Below are 15,573 nucleotides of genomic sequence, written 5' to 3'. Positions count from 1 at the left end.
CGCAGGATGGCGGGGCATGGCAAAGATCGATTCTCAAACGATTCACGAGCGGTTGAAGGAAGACTTGCTGAGTGGCGCCTTCGCGCCAGGTGACCCGTTGCGTGAGGTCGCGCTGGCTGAACGCTTTGGCGTCTCGCGCACCCCGGTGCGCGAAGCCTTAACCCGATTGCTCCACGAAGGGCTGCTTGAGCGCCGTGCGCGCGGACTGTTTGTCCGCGAGATCGACCCAGAACAGATTATGCAGGTCTATGATCTGCGGATTCTGTTAGAAGGCCAGGCGGCACAAGAAGCAGCCGCGGTACGCACGGAGGTTGACCTCACTCGCCTTCAGGCATTGGTTGACCGCGACCGCGCACTGACCGAACCGGATGACGCAACACGGCTGACCACAAACATCGAGTTCCATCGAGCGCTTTGGCGCGCCGCGCACAACACCGTCCTGGAAGATCTTCTGGAGCGGTTGGCCACGCATCATTTGCACGCACCCACTTCGACGCTGTCCGTGGGATCACGATGGACCGAGTCTTTGGATGAACATCAAAACGTGGTCACTGCGGTCAGGGAGCGCCGTGCAGAAGATGCCCAAGAGCTGATTCGTGCGCATATGGCGACCGCGAAGTCGATGCGTCTGAAGATGTTCTCTTACCTCTAGCCACATACCTCAAAACCCCCGCCTCGGCGGTGGTTTTTGAGTTTAAGGCTACGTCGCCGCCAAGAAGTCAGGTTCCACTATATCTGGATGACGCAGCTCCACGATGCGATCAGCCAGCATCTTGGAATCTTCATCATGGGTTACCAGCACTACGGCCAATCCCTGGCGTACTTCGGAACGCAGGATCTCGTGGATCAGCGTGCGGCTGGGGGAATCCATGGAAACCAGTGGTTCATCAAGCAGCAGGATGCCGGTGTGTTGTACCAGTCCTTGTGCTACTAAAACTCGCTGGCGCTGGCCGCCGGAGAGCTCAGTAAAATCCCTCGTCTCAAATCCCGGGAGTTCGACGTGTGCGAGGGTGCGGCTTACCTCTTGCTGCCGCTGTTTTCGAGTAATTTTTGACCGCCAGGTGCCCATGGCTACGACATCCCCCGCCGTCAGTGGCAGTCCGTCCGGGACCGCTGGGCGTTGGACGACCAGAGACACGGGACAAGATCGCTCAACCAGTCCGCGATCCGGCGCCATAATCCCAGCCAAAAGTTCCAGCAGGGTGGATTTTCCCGACCCGTTTTCGCCAGTGATCGCCACCAATTCTCCAGCCCGAATCGACAGCGACACGTCTGAGAGGATTTCACGGTTTTCGTAAGAGAAATAAAGGGAATGAGCGAGTAATCGGGTATCGGAGCATGTCATGTTCCGAGTATAGCAATTGATAATGATTCTCATTTAAGGTTAGTCTTCTCTGTGTGCTGACAAATCCTTTCTCTTCTGACTTTATGGAACGTGCCCTCATCGGCGGCAGTTTAGTGGCTATCATTTGTGCCATCGCCGGTACTTGGGTGGTTATTCGGGGCATGGCATTTTTGGGTGAAGCAATCGGTCACGGGCTGCTTCCAGGAGTCGCTATGGCTACTGTTCTAGGTTTCCCAGTCATGCTCGGTGCCGGAGCCAGCGCGCTGGTCATGACCGGTATGCTGAGCGCGCTGCAACGGCGAGGAAAATTATCTTATGACACCAGCATCGGCTTGGTCTTTGTAGGAATGCTTTCGGTAGGCATCATCGTGGTATCGCATTCGAAAAGTTTCGCCACAGATGCCACGAGCATGCTCTTTGGAGATATTTTGGCCATCGGAACAGCGGACCTGTGGATGCTCGCCGCGGCGCTCGCGGTGAGCATAGTCATCGCTAAACTGTTCCACCGGAATTTTGTTGCCGCAGCCTTCGACGCACGGATAGCGCAGAGCTTGGGGTTAAGGCCGCAACTTGCCCAGATCATGTTGGTAGGGCTGGTTGCCCTGGCGATCACCGCATCATTCCGCGCCGTTGGGACCCTGCTGGTGGTTGGGATGCTGCTGGCACCAGTGGTTGCGGCTAAACAATGGATGATTCGAATCCCGGCAGTGATGGTGCTCGGCGCCGTCTTCGGGGTGCTGTCGGTATTCGGCGGCCTGTTAATTTCCTGGTATGCGCAAAGCGCGGCCGGCCCCTCTATAGCCTGCACGGCCATACTCCTTGCCGGCCTCTCTGCACTGCTACGCCGGGCAACCAAGCATCAGGCCAGGACCGTACCCGCGATCAAGAAACTAGAAAGTGCCCGATGAAATCCAAAAAATGCACGGTAGTTCTTGGGCTGGCTGCCAGCCTCTTACTCACCGGATGCCTCTCCTCTGGTGCCCCTGAAGAAACTCAAACAACGAGCAACGAACCACCGGCCGGGCATGGAGCTGTTGCAGGCGCCCGTGAGGTTCCCGAAGCGCCCCTGCACCTGGCGACGATCGACGAGCACGGATCTACCGGGATGTTTGACCTGCTCGACGAGACCGAGTCACGCCTCGACTCGCTGGACAAGGTCAGTGCCTTGCACAGCGATGGGCGGTACCTCTTCGTTTCCACGGGTGAAGGGCTCGCGATTTTAGACAGCGGAGTGTGGAGCTGGAACCACACCGATCATTTCCATTTCTATCGGGGAACCGAACGGAAAATCGGAACTCTGGATATCGCACCCAAGGCCGTGGTCATAGGCGGGCCACTCTCCACCGCGGGCAGCACAGGAGTGTACGTCCCTGCCACCGGTGAAGGAATATTGCTGGATAACGCCCGGCTCGCAGACGGTGAAATCAGTAAACGCTTCACCACCCACCACGATCCTCACCGGGGTTTGCTGGCTCCTCTAGGCGACGGAGCGATTTCCAGCTGGCCGGGGAAGAAACCGGCAGACATGCGCGTGCAGTATCTAGATGCTACCGGTGAACCTGTCGCCGGTGCTTCGGCTCAATGCACTGAGCCCGCCGGGGCCACCTCCACGGTTGCCGGGTTGGTGATCGCCTGCGACCAGGGGTTTTTAGTCGCCACGGAGACCCCGAATGATTCGGCGGAATTTGAGCTGGTTCCCTACCCGGCAGGGACCAAGGCCGGTGACCGCGCAGAGTCTCTGGAACACCGCAAAGCCCGCCCCGCTGTTGCGGGCTTGGCAGGAGATCACGGAGCGTGGGTACTGAATACGCGTTCACTACAGCTGCAACGGATATTGAGCGAGTACAAGCTGTTACGAGTCTCCGCGGTGGGGGATTCACCGGGGCACATTGTGGCTCTTGACGATCGCGGACGAGTGCTGGTCTATTCAACAACATCCGGTCAGCGCGTGGGCATCACCAAAGAACTGCTGGCGCACACCGTGAAGGACCCCGACGCGCTACGCGGCGTTAACCTGAGCATCGATGCACAGCGCGCCTATGTTAATGCGCCGAGCGAAAAGAAGGTCTATGAAATCGACTTCACGGACTCGGCACGCATCTCACGCACCCTAACACCTGCAACCTCACCGCATTGGATGACCCAGGTCGGAAATTGAAAGATCAAAAAGATGGCAAACGTAACTAAGCTAATCGCACTTGTACTTTCCGGGCTTTTATTGCTCACCGGATGTACAGGCCAAGGACAACAAGAACAAAAACCGAGCATCGTGGTGACCACAAATATCTTGGCAGACGTGGTGAGAAATCTGGTAGGTGAGCAAGCAACAGTGCACACCTTGATGCCGCCCAACGTTGATCCGCATTCCTTTGAGATCTCCGCCCAACAGGCAGCTCAATTGCAGGACGCGGATCTTGTGGTCTCCAATGGCCTGAACCTGGAAGAAGGGCTAAGTCGACAGCTCAAGGCCGTTGACGAGGCCGGAGTCAACCACTTTGTGGCGACCGAACACATCGAGCTACTGAGCGTGCCCGGGGCGAACGGAGCAGAGGATCCGCATTTCTGGACTGACCCGGCACGGGTTGTGCAGGTAGTTGACGCATTGGAACAGGACCTCAAACAGATCACTGGAATTTCAACCGGGCTACTTGATGCGGCCACGGGAACTTACCGCCAGAAACTTGTTGACCTCGACGCGCAGATGCTCAACGCGTTCTCCGCGATCCCCTCAGCTCAGCGCAAGCTCGTGACGAACCATCATGTTTTCGGCTATCTGGCAGACCGTTTCAACCTCAAAGTTATTGGCGCGGTGATCCCCTCGGGTAGCACCCTCGCTTCGCCGAGCGCCGCTGACTTGGCTTCGCTCAGCGGGGCGATCCGCGAAGCTCAGGTCTCCGCAATCTTTGTGGAGTCGGCTCAGCCCGACAAATTAGCCCGCGCCCTCGCCGGCGAAACGAAAATCGAGGTGGAAATCATTGATCTGTACACCGAATCGCTGTCCATGGCTGGCCAAGGAGCCGAGTCGTACCTGCAGATGATGCAGTCGAATACCGAACAAATCAGCCAAGCGCTGCGCGGCTAACGCGTAGCCGAGAAGGGAAAAATGAAAAAGAAAAATCATCACCTCTTGCCCGGTACCGTGATGCTGGCGGTTCTGGGCCTGTGCGCAACGGCTTGCGGGGCCCAGAGTGACGCCGCACGGGAAGAACTTAACGCGCCTCGTGTTGCCGTGGGATACGCCAACGGGGTGTCGGTACTGGACGGGGAAACCCTAGAGGTCATCGAAAGCTTTAAAACCGAGGAATTCACCCGACTGAATTCAGCAGGAGACGGACGCAACTTCTTGCTGACCACCTCGGCCGGATTCCAAGTTCTGGACGCAGTGGAACCTGCACTGCGGGAGACTGTTTTCGGCGCAAGCGCCGCCGGACACGTGGTCCCACATGCAGGAAAGACAGCGCTCTTTGACGATGGTACGGGTACCACCACGATTTTTGAGACTGCGTCGCTGTCCCAGCGCAAAGATCAACTTCCCGAAACCAAAACCATCACTTCACCTGCGCATCATGGTGTTTCGGTGGCCCTTGGTGATGGATCGTTGCTTACCACCATCGGAGATGCCAGCTCACGCAGCGGGGTGAGACTCATAGATGCGAATGGCGAGGAGGCTGCAAGGAACACCGATTGCCCGAACGTGCATGGTGAAGGAATGACGGGGCAGGGCCGCGCGGTCTTTGGCTGCGAAGACGGAGCCCTGCTTTACGCGGATGCTAAGTTCACTAAGTTGAAAGCAGCAGATGCCTACGGGCGGATGGGCAACGCCTACGTGTCGCCGACTAGCGAACTGGTCATCGGGGATTATAAGGATGACCCCGACGCGGAAGGAACACTGCTTGACCAGATCGTCCTGATTGATGCCGCCAAGCAAACCTTCAAGGTAGTCGACTTGCCTCAAGGCGCAGAATACACCTGGCGGGGGATAGCGCGTGGGCCACAAGATCTGGGTTACTTGCTGGGCATGGACGGCAAGATTCACGTGATCGATCCGCGCAGCGGGAAGATTACCCGTGACTTCAAGGTCATCGAGCCTTGGGAAGATCCTGCCCAATGGCAGGATCCACACCCCTCCCTGCGTATCGATGGAAATACTGCCTACGTGGCTGACCCGGCAACCAAATCTATTCATGCGGTAGATCTGGCTACCGGTGAGAAGAAGTCCTCGGTGAAGTTAGAACACGCGCCGAATGAAATGGCACTCACCGGCAAGTAGGTACTGAGAATTAAAAGACTCGCGGCCGGATCCCCTTGGAAGTTTAGGAACGGGATCCGGCCATGAAGGCTTTCATACAGTTGGCAGTTACAGGCCGCGCACCAGCAAAACATCCAAGGTGCGTGGACCGTGAACACCCTCAACGCGTTCCAGCTCGATATCGCTGGTGGCCGAAGGGCCAGAGATCCAGGTCAGCGGACGGGTAATGGTCAGCCGTGGCATTGCTTCGGGAAGCAACTGCACAATGCTGGAGACCGGAACGATGCACAGGTGGTGATCCGGAACCAGCGAGATCGCACGGCGACCCTGATTTGGTTCACCGTCAAGAATTATGGTTCCCGACTCGGCGATGGAAACCTGCGAGGAGGTTACCACCGCACTGGTTTGATCCAACTCGGCAACGCTCAATCGTGCACCCGGTGCATCGGCAATAGCCGTAATGCCCGTGGGAAGCTGAGACAACCACCGCTGTTCCAGCCCGTGCGGGTAGACCACCGAGTTCGCGTCTTTGAGTTTTGCCGCCACCATTTCGGGAATCTGTGCGGACTCAATCACCTCAACGCCGGCCTTGTAATCAATCAGGCGGTCAACGAGCATCTCGATGAGTTCTTCTTCTGACATCTCCGAGTTCTTGCGGTACTCGCGCGGGGTCTGCTCGGCTACCGGTGCGTCGGATAGTGCCGAGCGGATACGGCCTAGGATTTCTTCTTTGGCGCTCACTTGGACTCCTTCTCGTCACTCCACCAGTCGCGGAAAGACTTATTTGGCGGGGCAGGAACATCGCGGCTCTGGGTCCAGCCCGCTGCAATGCCCGGAAGCTTTTTGATCTTCTTGTCTTTGCCTGCCATCAAGCGGCCCAGCGGAAGTGCCTTTTCAAGCAGACCAATATTCTTCCCCTTGCCCAGTGCCCAGGAACCACCCTTCATCAGCAGATCCATTTGGGTCGGAAGTTTATGGGTTTCACGCTTGGCATCCACATCTTCACCACGCAGGTGAACGAGTATCTCTGGGATGTTAATCTTCACCGGACAAGCGTCATAGCAGGCGCCGCACAGTGACGAAGCGTAGGGCAGTGAGCCGTTATCCTCGGCTTCGATGCCTGTCATCAGGGGGGAGAGGATCGCGCCGATTGGGCCTGGGTAGGTTGAACCGTAGGCGTGGCCACCGGTGCGCTCGTAGACCGGGCAGACATTCATACATGCCGAGCAACGGATGCAGTTCAATGCGGTGCGTCCAAAACGATCCGACAGAGCGCGGGTGCGTCCGTTATCCAGCAAGACGATGTGCACGTTCTGTGGGCCGTCATCTTCGGTGACACCGGTCCACAGCGAGGTGTAAGGGTTCATGCGCTCGCCGGTGGATGAACGTGGAAGCAGTTGCATGAAGACTTCCAGATCTTCCCACTGAGGCAGAACCTTTTCGATACCCATCACGGTGATGAGGGTTTCTGGAAGGGTCAGGCACATCCGGCCGTTGCCTTCGGACTCCACTACTCCCAGCGTTCCGGTATCCGCCAGCGCAAAGTTTGCTCCGGAGATCGCAACCTTGGAGGCGAGGAATTTCCTGCGGAGGTGGGAGCGGGCCGCCTCGGCCAGCTTGGCTGGCTCATCGGTGAGGGTTGGATCCACCCCCGGCATTTCCTTCAAGAAAATATCGCGCACCTGGGTGCGGTTCTTGTGGATTGCGGGTACCAGGATGTGGCTTGGTTTATCGTGGCCCAGCTGAACAATAAGTTCGGCGAGGTCGGTTTCGAAGGCTTCGATGCCTTCGGTTTCAAGATGCTCGTTCAGGCCGATTTCCTGGGTGGCCATGGACTTGACCTTGACCACCTCGGTGGACCCGGTTGCTTTGACGAGTTCCGTGACGATCTTGTTCGCCTCGGACGCATCTCGCGCCCAGTGAACGATGCCGCCGCGGGCGGTGAAGTTCTTTTCGAACTGCAGTAGCAGCTCTTCGATATTGGCCATGGCGTTGTTCTTGATGGCCGAACCGGAGTCGCGGAGATCGTCCCAGTCGGGAAGTTCGCCAACAACTTTTAGTCGTTTGTCGCGAATGGTGTGGGTCGCGTGGCGCAGATTTTTGCGCATCTGGGTATTGCCCAGTTCGCGGTGTGCTGCCTGCGGGAATGGCTCTTCTTCGAAGAGGTTGCCATGTCCGGGTGCTGGCATGCCGAGGAATACCTGAGTCACAGTGTCACCGTCTCTTCCATGGTGCTAGCCAGAATATCGGCTAGGTGCAGGGTCTTGGGTTTGGCACCGGTGCGCGAGAGTCCGCCACCGATGTGCATCAGGCAGGAGGCGTCGCCGCCGGCGCAGGCCGAAGCACCGGTGGAACAGATGTTCTTCACCTTGTCATCGAGCATGGCCGAAGACACGTCGGCGTTCTTGATCGAGAAGGTGCCGCCGAAGCCACAGCACTGGTCGGCTTCCGGGAGGACCTCGACGTTGATTCCGCCTACGGTCTTCAGCAGATCTAGCTGACGGTCGCCAAGCTGCAGTGAACGCATGCCGTGGCAGGAAGGATGATAGGTGATGGTCTCCGGCAAGTAACTGCCCAGCTGCTGCGCTGCATCAGTTATTCCCAAAACGTCAACGAGAAGCTGAGAGAGTTCATAGGTGCGTTTGCCCACCGCGACCGCGCGTTCCTTCAGCTCGGGTTTGCCCAGGCGTTCGGCTAGTCGGGGGTGCTGGTGCTTGACCGAAGCGACGCAGGAACCGGACGGGGCCACCGCGACATCATAATCATCGGTATCAAAGGCATTGATGTGGTTTTCCACCACAGGCAGGGCTTCAGGCATATATCCGGAATTGATGTGCATTTGCCCACAGCAGGCCTGAGCCTTGGGAAATACGACTTCATGGCCCAAGCGTTCCAGGATTTTCACGGTCGACTTGGCGGTTTCGGGGTACATGGCATCCACGATGCATGTGGCAAAGAGAGCAATCCGCATAGTAATAACTCTTTCGAAGTGTGGTCTGACCATACTATGCGTTGAACTTTCTATAAGTCAAGACTTGTTGTGATGGCCCTCACCTTGTACGCTAGGTGGTCGGACCACATATGGTCAGACCAACTTCGAGTAAGGACGCCCACACCGTGTTTACACCAACAACGGATCCTGTAGCAGGAAGTGTTGCGATCTCGGCACTTATTGCTTTGATCCCACTTCTCACCTTCTTTGTTTTGCTGGCAGTAATCAAGACCAAGGCGCACGTTGCCGGTCTTGGCTCCTTAGTAGTTGCCATCATCATCGCAATTTTCGGCTGGCAGATGCCGGTCGGGATGGCGCTGAACTCCGGCGTGATGGGCATGGTGTTCGGTGCCTTCCCGATCGTCTGGATCGTTGTCATGGCAATCTTCCTCTACCAGGTGACGGTTAAATCCGGTCGGTTCGAGGATCTGCGCCGCGTCTTTGACGTAATCGGCGGCGGAGACGTTCGCATCCAAGCGGTATTGATTGCCTTCTGCTTCGGTGGTCTGCTTGAAGCGCTGGCAGGTTTCGGTGCCCCAGTGGCAATTACCGCAACCATGCTGCTGGCTCTTGGTCTGGCCCCACTGCGTGCAGCCTGCGCGGTACTGATCGCTAATACCGCTCCGGTTGCCTTCGGCGCCGTTGCTATCCCGATCACCACCGCCGGTGCACTGACCGGAATCCCGGCCGCAGACATTGGCGCCGTTGTTGGTCACCAGTCACCGCTGCTGGCATTGTTTGTTCCTTCGATTTTGGTCTTGGTTATCGATGGCTGGCGCGGTATGCGTCAGACGCTTCCAGCAACCCTGACCATTGGTCTTTCCTTCGGTATCGCCCAGTGGCTTTGCGCGACCTACTTCTCCTACGAACTGACCGACATCGTTGCCTCGCTCGTTGGTTTGGCCGCTGCCGTTGTACTGCTTCGTTTCTGGACTCCAAAGGGTGCCGATGAGGCGCGCCAGCGGGTACTGACACCTGAAGCCGCCGCAGAACCTGTTGAGCGTAACCAGAAGCTTCATGGAGCCAACACCTGGATGGCATTGTTCCCTTACCTGCTGGTCATCGTGATCTTCGGTGTGGCCAAGCTATGGAAACTGGGCGTTGATATTCCTAAATGGCTGTCAAGCACCGACATCAAGTTCGGCTGGCCAGGACTGGATGGCAACATCCTGAATGCCGCTGGCGAACCAGTGTCTTCCACGATTTACAACTTCCAGTGGCTATCATCGCCTGGCACCTTGTTGCTGATTACCGGCGTGATTGTTGCCTTTGTTTACTCGCGTAATACCGGCAATGGTGAATATGCGATGACCTTTGGCGAAGGGCTGGCCGAAGTTGGCAAGACCATCTACAACATGCGTTACGCAGCGTTGACCATCCTGTCGGTTCTGGGCCTGGCTTACGTCATGAACCTTTCCGGACAGACAATCACCGTAGGTACCTGGCTTGCTGGCGCCGGAGGATTCTTCGCATTCCTCTCGCCAATCTTGGGCTGGATTGGTACCGCAGTGACCGGTTCCGACACCTCGGCTAACGCATTGTTCGCCAAGCTACAGCAGACCGCCGGCGTAAATGCCGGAATCGACCCAACTCTGCTGGTTGCTGCAAATACCTCCGGCGGCGTGGTCGGCAAGCTGATCTCGCCACAGAACCTGGCAATCGCCGCCACCGCGGTAAAGATGGAGGGCCAAGAGTCGGTCATCCTGAAGAAGGTCGCTGGCTGGTCCGTCGGTATGCTGCTGGTGCTTTGCACCCTGGTTTACCTGCAGTCCACCCCGGTGTTGTCCTGGATGCTTCCATAATTGAGTTAAAGGCTAAAATGGTCTACTGATGTCTATAAATCCAGCTCCGCGTGCGTACCAAGTTGTCCTCGACTCAATCGAGTCTGACCTGCGTTCGGGAAAACTTGCCTTAGGGGACCAGCTCCCCGGCGAGCGTGCGCTCGCGGAGCAGCATCAGATTTCTCGTGCCTCGGTACGTGATGCCATCAGAATTCTCGATGTGCTGGGATTGGTGAAGACTTCAACGGGATCCGGACCAAATTCGGGTGCCGTCATCATCTCCAACCCTGCCGCCGGAATCTCGCAGGCCCTACGAATGCACCTGGCTGCCAAAGGGATCAACGTTCGCGAGATCGTTGAGTCGCGTATTTTGTTGGAAACGTGGGCCGCGCAGATGCCTCCACGTAACCCGCTCCATGCGCAGCAGGTCATTGATCGAACCGCGGTGTTGATTATGCGCATGGATGACGCGCAGCTATCTCGCGAGGAATTTCACCGCATCGATGCAGAATTCCACGTGCTGTTAGCCTCCATGGCGGGAAACACCGTGGTGGAGTCAATGATGGAATCCTTGAGACATTCGATCAGCCATTATGTTGCTGAATCGATTCCCAACGATGAATCTTGGCAGCCTGTCGTGCGTGTGCTTCGACGCCAGCACAAGGCGATCCATCACGCTTTCGCCACTAACCAGCGCGAACGTGCTGCGCAGCTGATAGAAGAACACATCACCTGGTTCTACTCGCAGACGCGCTAAGACCGCTTTGAAAGCCGTAGCCCTCGACTCTGTCGAATCGAGGGCTACGGCTTTCGCTGTAACGACTATGCGTTTTTGGAAAATTTAGTACTCATTTCCCGGGTGCCAGCCGAGACTACTGCTCGCGATACTCACTGGGTACGGTCCGGCTGGTTCCTCTGCTCAAGAATGGAATTAACTCGTTCCTCGGACATAAACTTTTCCGGATGCGCAACCACCGCGTACGGAGTATCGCAGTGGCGACAGATCCACTCTGTCATCGGGCCTACGGGCATTACGCATCCCATAGCGACTTCATCATCGCCAGGGGCACTGGAAGGCATGCCCCACAGAGCTTTTCGAGGATTGCCTTCGCCGCACTCTGGACAGGGTGGAGCAACGGCAAGTATCTGTCGTAGTCGGGTCTTAGATGGCCCGTGCACTAAATCATGGCATTGGCCGCAAAGCAGCCCTGCAGCGTCCACATGATCTTGAATGTCCCAGTTTAGATTCTCCCCAGGCGGACGGAAGAAATGAATGCTGGTTTTCGCGTCAACATCACGGCCACATCCATCGCACAGTGTCACGTCGTCATAGTCCCTCTGCAACAGAGCAAGTACGTGAACCGCGTCATTCGCATCAACAACAGAGTCCGGGTCGCACCGTCCTGCACTGACAACCATGGGCCGGGGAACTTTGGTGAGCTTGATGAGAGATTTTAACACCCGTTTGGCGGTGGAGATGCTCAGTGCTTTGGAGGAGCGAGGCAGTCCGGAATCAATCATGGACTCAAGCTCATAGAGTGAAATGGGATCTGAAAAGACCGCAAGTTGGTCGACCCAAACTTTTTCCTCGTCGACGTGCGTGACAGTTTCCAAAGCACTTACTAACGGCGGTGTCGTATTCAAGACCGTCAACAGAAGTGAACCAGGAAGAACATCTTCACCGAGGTTCCACTCGCGAGTGCTCACATCGCCCTTGGCCAGTGACACTGCTGCACCAATCGTGGAAATCTCATCTTCCCAGCAGTAGTACATGGACTGAGCAGGGGCCAAAGACTTTGGTAGGTCGTAGTCCTTAGCTGAATGAAGTCGGTGGATGGGTACAGCAGCAGAAAGGTCTCCGCCATCAGTCTCGGGTGCGCTAAATCCTTCCTGTTCCAAAATCAGACTGATGATTTGCTGTCGAGCCATTGTCTGAAGACGAGACTCAGGGAATCCAGGAAATCGCTCGTGAAAAACTTCGATCAACGCACGGCGATCTAACCGGCTGTATTCCGGGTCGAAGACCAGCTGAAACCGCTCTGGCATATACATATTTCCTCCGGTAAGTCGTATTGCTGCGGGTTGGGTATCAGCGGTGCAGTTGGGCCATGAAAACGATCTGCTAGATGAGCAGCCTGATGTCTTCAGACCGCTTAGCAGACCGATAGCTGTTGACTACCGAATTCCGTTTCACCGACGATCCTATTTTGGAGCGAGCCCAAAGTCATTAGGTGCCACATTTCCCCTCAAATCCGAGGGCGCATGATCAACGCTACGAGGCAGGTACGACAAATTACCGCCGGACGTCCGCGGGTAACCATCGACCGGTTCGAATCCCAACATTGCGGTGGCCGCCATGTCTAAGCACTGCACCGGCATTTCATATGCCTAACGACGAATCTTGGCGAACTATCACGCTTTTGCCAGTAACCAACGCGAATGTGCTGCGCAGCTGATAGAAGAACAACTCACTTGGTTCTACTCGCAGACGCGCTAAGAGTTCCAAGAAAATCTCCGGTACCCTTCCAACAACATTGGAAGTGCACCGGAGATTTTTGTTTTTCGATATCGACGTTTCGGCACTAGGTACGCTGGGGTTAGACCTACAGTTTGGCTGCGATATGGTCGTTGCGTTCCAAGAGACGTGACGCAAAGTAACCGATAAGAATTCCCCAGAATGCCGCGTGAATATTGAATAAGTTCATCCCGGAAATTGTCACGACAAAAGTAATGAGCGCGCCCATGGTGAACTTAGTAGCGAATGCTGTGACGAAGGCTTGCTGCAGAGCTTTAAGCATCGCGATACCGCCCAAAGCCAGCACGAAAGCTTCAGGAGTTGCCAGCATAAGTCGCGTCAACAATGGTGCAAACAGCGCAAAAACTAAAGATAGAGAACCATAAACTACCGCAGCGCTGTATTGCCGGTGTTTTTCGCCAGATGAGGTCAACAGGCTATTGGTTGGTCCGGTGACACAGGCAGATACTGCACCGAAGCAGGCGTTGAGCACCGAGAATCCACCGGTGGCGATAGCGAAGGAATTGATGGGTGGCCGGTGACCGGCAGCGCGTAACACTGCCACACCCTGCCCGTTTTGTACCACCAGTGCGGTCAGCACCAGCGGTAATAACAGTTCCACTTGAGAGGCCCACGTGAAGCTAGGGGAGGTGAACTGAGGAGAGGCCAGAATCGGGCCGCCGGCTGACTGCAATGCAAATTGTCCGCTGACCGCCACGGCCGCAATACCGACAACCAAGGTTCCCAGCACTGGGGGCAAGTATTTACCCAAGACTGGAACCGCGCTGAGCAGCAGGAAGGCCAATACCATTGGTCCGGCCACGATGAGGTTGCTCTGGGTGGAGGCAACAATGTCGGTGCCGAACCGCAAGAAGACCGCCGCAACCATAGCCATGACGATGGGCATGGGGATAGCCGACATGATTCGGCGCACCACTCCGGTGGACCCCAGCGCAAGAATGAGCAGACCAGAGGTGAAAAATACGCCGACGACTTCTGTGAACTGTAAATGCTGCAACGATGGCCCAAGTAGTACAGTGCCCGGAATGGACCAAGCGAAACCCAGCGGTTGGCGATAGATCAACGACATGACCAGCGTTGCGAGTCCTGCGGAGAGGAATATCGCGAATACCCACGAAGCTAGTTGCCCTTCGGTGAGTCCACCAGCCATTCCGACCGCCAAGGTCACAGCGATTGGTCCCGAAGAAGAGAAAATCAACCCGATGATCCCGTTGGAGACGTAATTGGGGCCGATGTCCCTCATCAGTTGACGTAGCCCCGCCGGAGCAACGCCGGGACGCTCAATGAGCGGCTGACGTTGGGCGGTTTCGAGTACGGGCTCTTCGCTCAGCTTGGAGTCTGGCGGAACAGTGCTCATTACAGCTCCTAGGTGATGTCGCGGAGTATCGAGATTGTTGTACCTATTCAGTTCATCAGAGATGTGCGGACATTTAAGCCATGGGGAGCACCTAGCTGATCCTAGGACTGGCATACCTAGGATCAGCTAGGCGGTTTCACTTTCTGGTCAAAATATCGTTTTTATCGCCGCAACTTGTGGGACCCGTACGAAGTGCACGCATTGAATCAGAGCTGCAACGAGTCACAAGGTGCGTAGTTTTGGCTCATCTGCCTACCATGGAGAACAATCTCTGGTCCTGTGGTGAAAGGAGCTTGGAGATGACTCCCGGTACCGAACTTGGTGATTTTCTCAAGGCACGTCGAGCACTAGTCGCCCCCAGTGGCGACGGTGGCCCACGCCGTCGTGTCGCCGGATTGCGCCGTGAAGAAGTAGCAACACTGGCCGGGGTAAGCGCGGACTACTACGCTCGGCTTGAGCAAGGACGGCATAAACGCCCTTCCCAATCGGTGCTCAATGCACTGTCTCGGGCGCTGCAATTAGATGAAACGGCTTCTCGTCATCTTTTTGACCTCGCTAGAGCCGTGGCAGATCCCAACGGCAACAAACTCGACAAACGAGCTCAAAGGGTACGCCCATCACTGCATGCGTTATTGGACTCCTTCACCGAACACCCAGCATTCATTAGAGGCCGCCGAACAGAAATCTTGGCAATGAATCCGCTGGCTGCCTTCCTCTTGACCGATGTCATGGCCAAGCCCGTGCGCGAACGCAGCCTCATCCGGTGGGCATTTTTGGATCCTGAAGCGCGTTCCAGATATGTTGACTGGGACAAGGTTGCCTCGTCTATGGTGGGCACTTTGCGTTTGGACGCCGGAAGGCATCCGCACGACCCGTTACTTGCACAGTTGGTCGGTGAATTATCCCTGCACAGCGAAGAATTTCGCACCTGGTGGGCTGATCACCGCGTCGTCGAACGCCGTGACGGGATTAAGCGGCTCAATCATCCTCTGGTTGGAGAACTGGAAATCGGCTACGAAGCACTTGATGTCACCGGGGTAGCTGATCAGACCATGTTTATCTATACAACTGAACCCGGCTCTGCTTCTCAAGAAAAAATGCGGACCTTAGCTTCGTGGATCCACGATGATTCAAAGCGCTCAGCCCGCACGCCGTGAGTTTTCCGCAAGAGCTTGGTCCCTGCCCGCCAAATCATAAGGCCTTATAAAATGGATGGGTTTTAGAACTACTCTGACTGAAGACCTAGCCGCACCCAATGCGAGGGCGAAACAAAATAGACTGGTACCGGCCAAGGACTTTGGCCTGCACTGCAA

Annotated in this window: 14 protein-coding genes; 8 read left to right on the top strand and 6 right to left on the bottom strand. The window is 56.2% G+C overall.

Annotated elements, in window-relative coordinates; all coding sequences use genetic code 11:
* The first annotated feature begins 16 nt into the window (after nt 1–16).
* On the top strand, nt 17–652 hold the full coding sequence (locus VJ369_RS11530) for a GntR family transcriptional regulator (RefSeq protein ID WP_324092213.1): 636 nt from the start codon (nt 17–19) through the stop codon (nt 650–652).
* A gap of 48 nt (nt 653–700) precedes the next feature.
* On the opposite strand, the gene VJ369_RS11525 is transcribed toward VJ369_RS11530, so the two are convergent.
* Nucleotides 701–1,345: a metal ABC transporter ATP-binding protein gene (locus VJ369_RS11525; protein WP_324092212.1), complete on the bottom strand. Its 645-nt coding sequence runs from the start codon at nt 1,343–1,345 to the stop codon at nt 701–703.
* Between the two features lie 53 nt (nt 1,346–1,398).
* Between VJ369_RS11525 and aztB the strand changes: the two genes are divergently transcribed.
* Genes aztB through aztD form a run of 4 tightly spaced genes read left to right on the top strand, consistent with a single transcriptional unit; the run spans nt 1,399 to nt 5,615 of the window.
* Nucleotides 1,399–2,253, top strand: coding sequence for a zinc ABC transporter permease AztB (gene aztB, locus VJ369_RS11520; protein WP_324092211.1), 855 nt, complete (start codon nt 1,399–1,401; stop codon nt 2,251–2,253).
* Nucleotides 2,250–3,503: an ABC transporter gene (locus VJ369_RS11515; RefSeq protein ID WP_324092210.1), complete on the top strand. Its 1,254-nt coding sequence runs from the start codon at nt 2,250–2,252 to the stop codon at nt 3,501–3,503. The genes aztB and VJ369_RS11515 overlap by 4 nt, the downstream gene beginning before the upstream one ends.
* Before the next feature lie 12 nt (nt 3,504–3,515).
* On the top strand, nt 3,516–4,427 hold the full coding sequence (locus tag VJ369_RS11510) for a metal ABC transporter substrate-binding protein (protein ID WP_324092209.1): 912 nt from the start codon (nt 3,516–3,518) through the stop codon (nt 4,425–4,427).
* A gap of 21 nt (nt 4,428–4,448) precedes the next feature.
* Entirely contained in the window at nt 4,449–5,615 is a 1,167-nt protein-coding gene (gene aztD, locus VJ369_RS11505; RefSeq protein ID WP_324092208.1) for a zinc metallochaperone AztD, read from the top strand.
* Between the two features lie 87 nt (nt 5,616–5,702).
* Here aztD and VJ369_RS11500 read toward each other — a convergent pair whose 3' ends face one another.
* The 3 genes from VJ369_RS11500 to VJ369_RS11490 are packed head-to-tail and all read right to left on the bottom strand — an operon-like array spanning nt 5,703 to nt 8,565.
* Nucleotides 5,703–6,335, bottom strand: coding sequence for a LutC/YkgG family protein (locus VJ369_RS11500; protein ID WP_324092207.1), 633 nt, complete (start codon nt 6,333–6,335; stop codon nt 5,703–5,705).
* Nucleotides 6,332–7,783: a LutB/LldF family L-lactate oxidation iron-sulfur protein gene (locus VJ369_RS11495; RefSeq protein ID WP_414652654.1), complete on the bottom strand. Its 1,452-nt coding sequence runs from the start codon at nt 7,781–7,783 to the stop codon at nt 6,332–6,334. Before VJ369_RS11495 ends, VJ369_RS11500 begins: the two co-directional genes overlap by 4 nt.
* 17 nt (nt 7,784–7,800) lie before the next feature.
* A complete protein-coding gene (locus VJ369_RS11490; protein ID WP_324092205.1) occupies nt 7,801–8,565 on the bottom strand; it encodes a (Fe-S)-binding protein in 765 nt (254 codons plus the stop codon).
* A 110-nt stretch (nt 8,566–8,675) separates the two neighbouring features.
* Between VJ369_RS11490 and VJ369_RS11485 the strand changes: the two genes are divergently transcribed.
* The gene (locus VJ369_RS11485; RefSeq protein ID WP_324092204.1) at nt 8,676–10,388 is read left to right on the top strand and encodes an L-lactate permease; all 1,713 of its coding nucleotides are present in this window, start codon (nt 8,676–8,678) and stop codon (nt 10,386–10,388) included.
* 28 nt (nt 10,389–10,416) lie between these two features.
* On the top strand, nt 10,417–11,124 hold the full coding sequence (locus VJ369_RS11480) for a FadR/GntR family transcriptional regulator (protein ID WP_096254866.1): 708 nt from the start codon (nt 10,417–10,419) through the stop codon (nt 11,122–11,124).
* Between the two features lie 131 nt (nt 11,125–11,255).
* Here the strand turns inward: VJ369_RS11480 and VJ369_RS11475 are convergent, their stop codons facing one another.
* Nucleotides 11,256–12,413 carry a hypothetical protein gene (locus VJ369_RS11475; RefSeq protein WP_324092203.1) on the bottom strand — a complete coding sequence of 386 codons (1,158 nt, stop codon included), beginning with the start codon at nt 12,411–12,413 and terminating at the stop codon, nt 11,256–11,258.
* 557 nt (nt 12,414–12,970) lie between these two features.
* Complete coding sequence (locus tag VJ369_RS11470; protein WP_324092202.1) at nt 12,971–14,260, bottom strand: benzoate/H(+) symporter BenE family transporter; 1,290 nt, start codon at nt 14,258–14,260, stop codon at nt 12,971–12,973.
* A gap of 299 nt (nt 14,261–14,559) precedes the next feature.
* Here VJ369_RS11470 and VJ369_RS11465 point away from each other — a divergent pair, with 299 nt between their 5' ends.
* On the top strand, nt 14,560–15,417 hold the full coding sequence (locus tag VJ369_RS11465; RefSeq protein ID WP_324092201.1) for a helix-turn-helix transcriptional regulator: 858 nt from the start codon (nt 14,560–14,562) through the stop codon (nt 15,415–15,417).
* The last annotated feature ends 156 nt before the right edge of the window (nt 15,418–15,573 follow it).

It is taken from the genome of Glutamicibacter sp. (genome assembly GCF_035257265.1).
Lineage (GTDB): Bacteria > Actinomycetota > Actinomycetes > Actinomycetales > Micrococcaceae > Glutamicibacter.
Note: the sequence above shows the minus strand (reverse complement) of the source record. Positions and strands in the feature narration are given on the sequence as shown.

Bases quoted from the DNA above. Each gene is read 5' to 3' on its own strand.
- VJ369_RS11530 (WP_324092213.1), top strand. From the start codon at position 17: ATGGCAAAGATCGATTCTCAAACGATTCACGAGCGGTTGAAGGAAGAC.
- VJ369_RS11525 (WP_324092212.1), bottom strand. From the start codon at position 1,345: ATGACATGCTCCGATACCCGATTACTCGCTCATTCCCTTTATTTCTCT.
- VJ369_RS11515 (WP_324092210.1), top strand. From the start codon at position 2,250: ATGAAATCCAAAAAATGCACGGTAGTTCTTGGGCTGGCTGCCAGCCTC.
- VJ369_RS11510 (WP_324092209.1), top strand. From the start codon at position 3,516: ATGGCAAACGTAACTAAGCTAATCGCACTTGTACTTTCCGGGCTTTTA.
- aztD (WP_324092208.1), top strand. From the start codon at position 4,449: ATGAAAAAGAAAAATCATCACCTCTTGCCCGGTACCGTGATGCTGGCG.
- VJ369_RS11495 (WP_414652654.1), bottom strand. From the start codon at position 7,783: ATGCCAGCACCCGGACATGGCAACCTCTTCGAAGAAGAGCCATTCCCG.
- VJ369_RS11490 (WP_324092205.1), bottom strand. From the start codon at position 8,565: ATGCGGATTGCTCTCTTTGCCACATGCATCGTGGATGCCATGTACCCC.
- VJ369_RS11485 (WP_324092204.1), top strand. From the start codon at position 8,676: ATGGTCAGACCAACTTCGAGTAAGGACGCCCACACCGTGTTTACACCA.
- VJ369_RS11480 (WP_096254866.1), top strand. From the start codon at position 10,417: ATGTCTATAAATCCAGCTCCGCGTGCGTACCAAGTTGTCCTCGACTCA.
- VJ369_RS11475 (WP_324092203.1), bottom strand. From the start codon at position 12,413: ATGCCAGAGCGGTTTCAGCTGGTCTTCGACCCGGAATACAGCCGGTTA.
- VJ369_RS11470 (WP_324092202.1), bottom strand. From the start codon at position 14,260: ATGAGCACTGTTCCGCCAGACTCCAAGCTGAGCGAAGAGCCCGTACTC.
- VJ369_RS11465 (WP_324092201.1), top strand. From the start codon at position 14,560: ATGACTCCCGGTACCGAACTTGGTGATTTTCTCAAGGCACGTCGAGCA.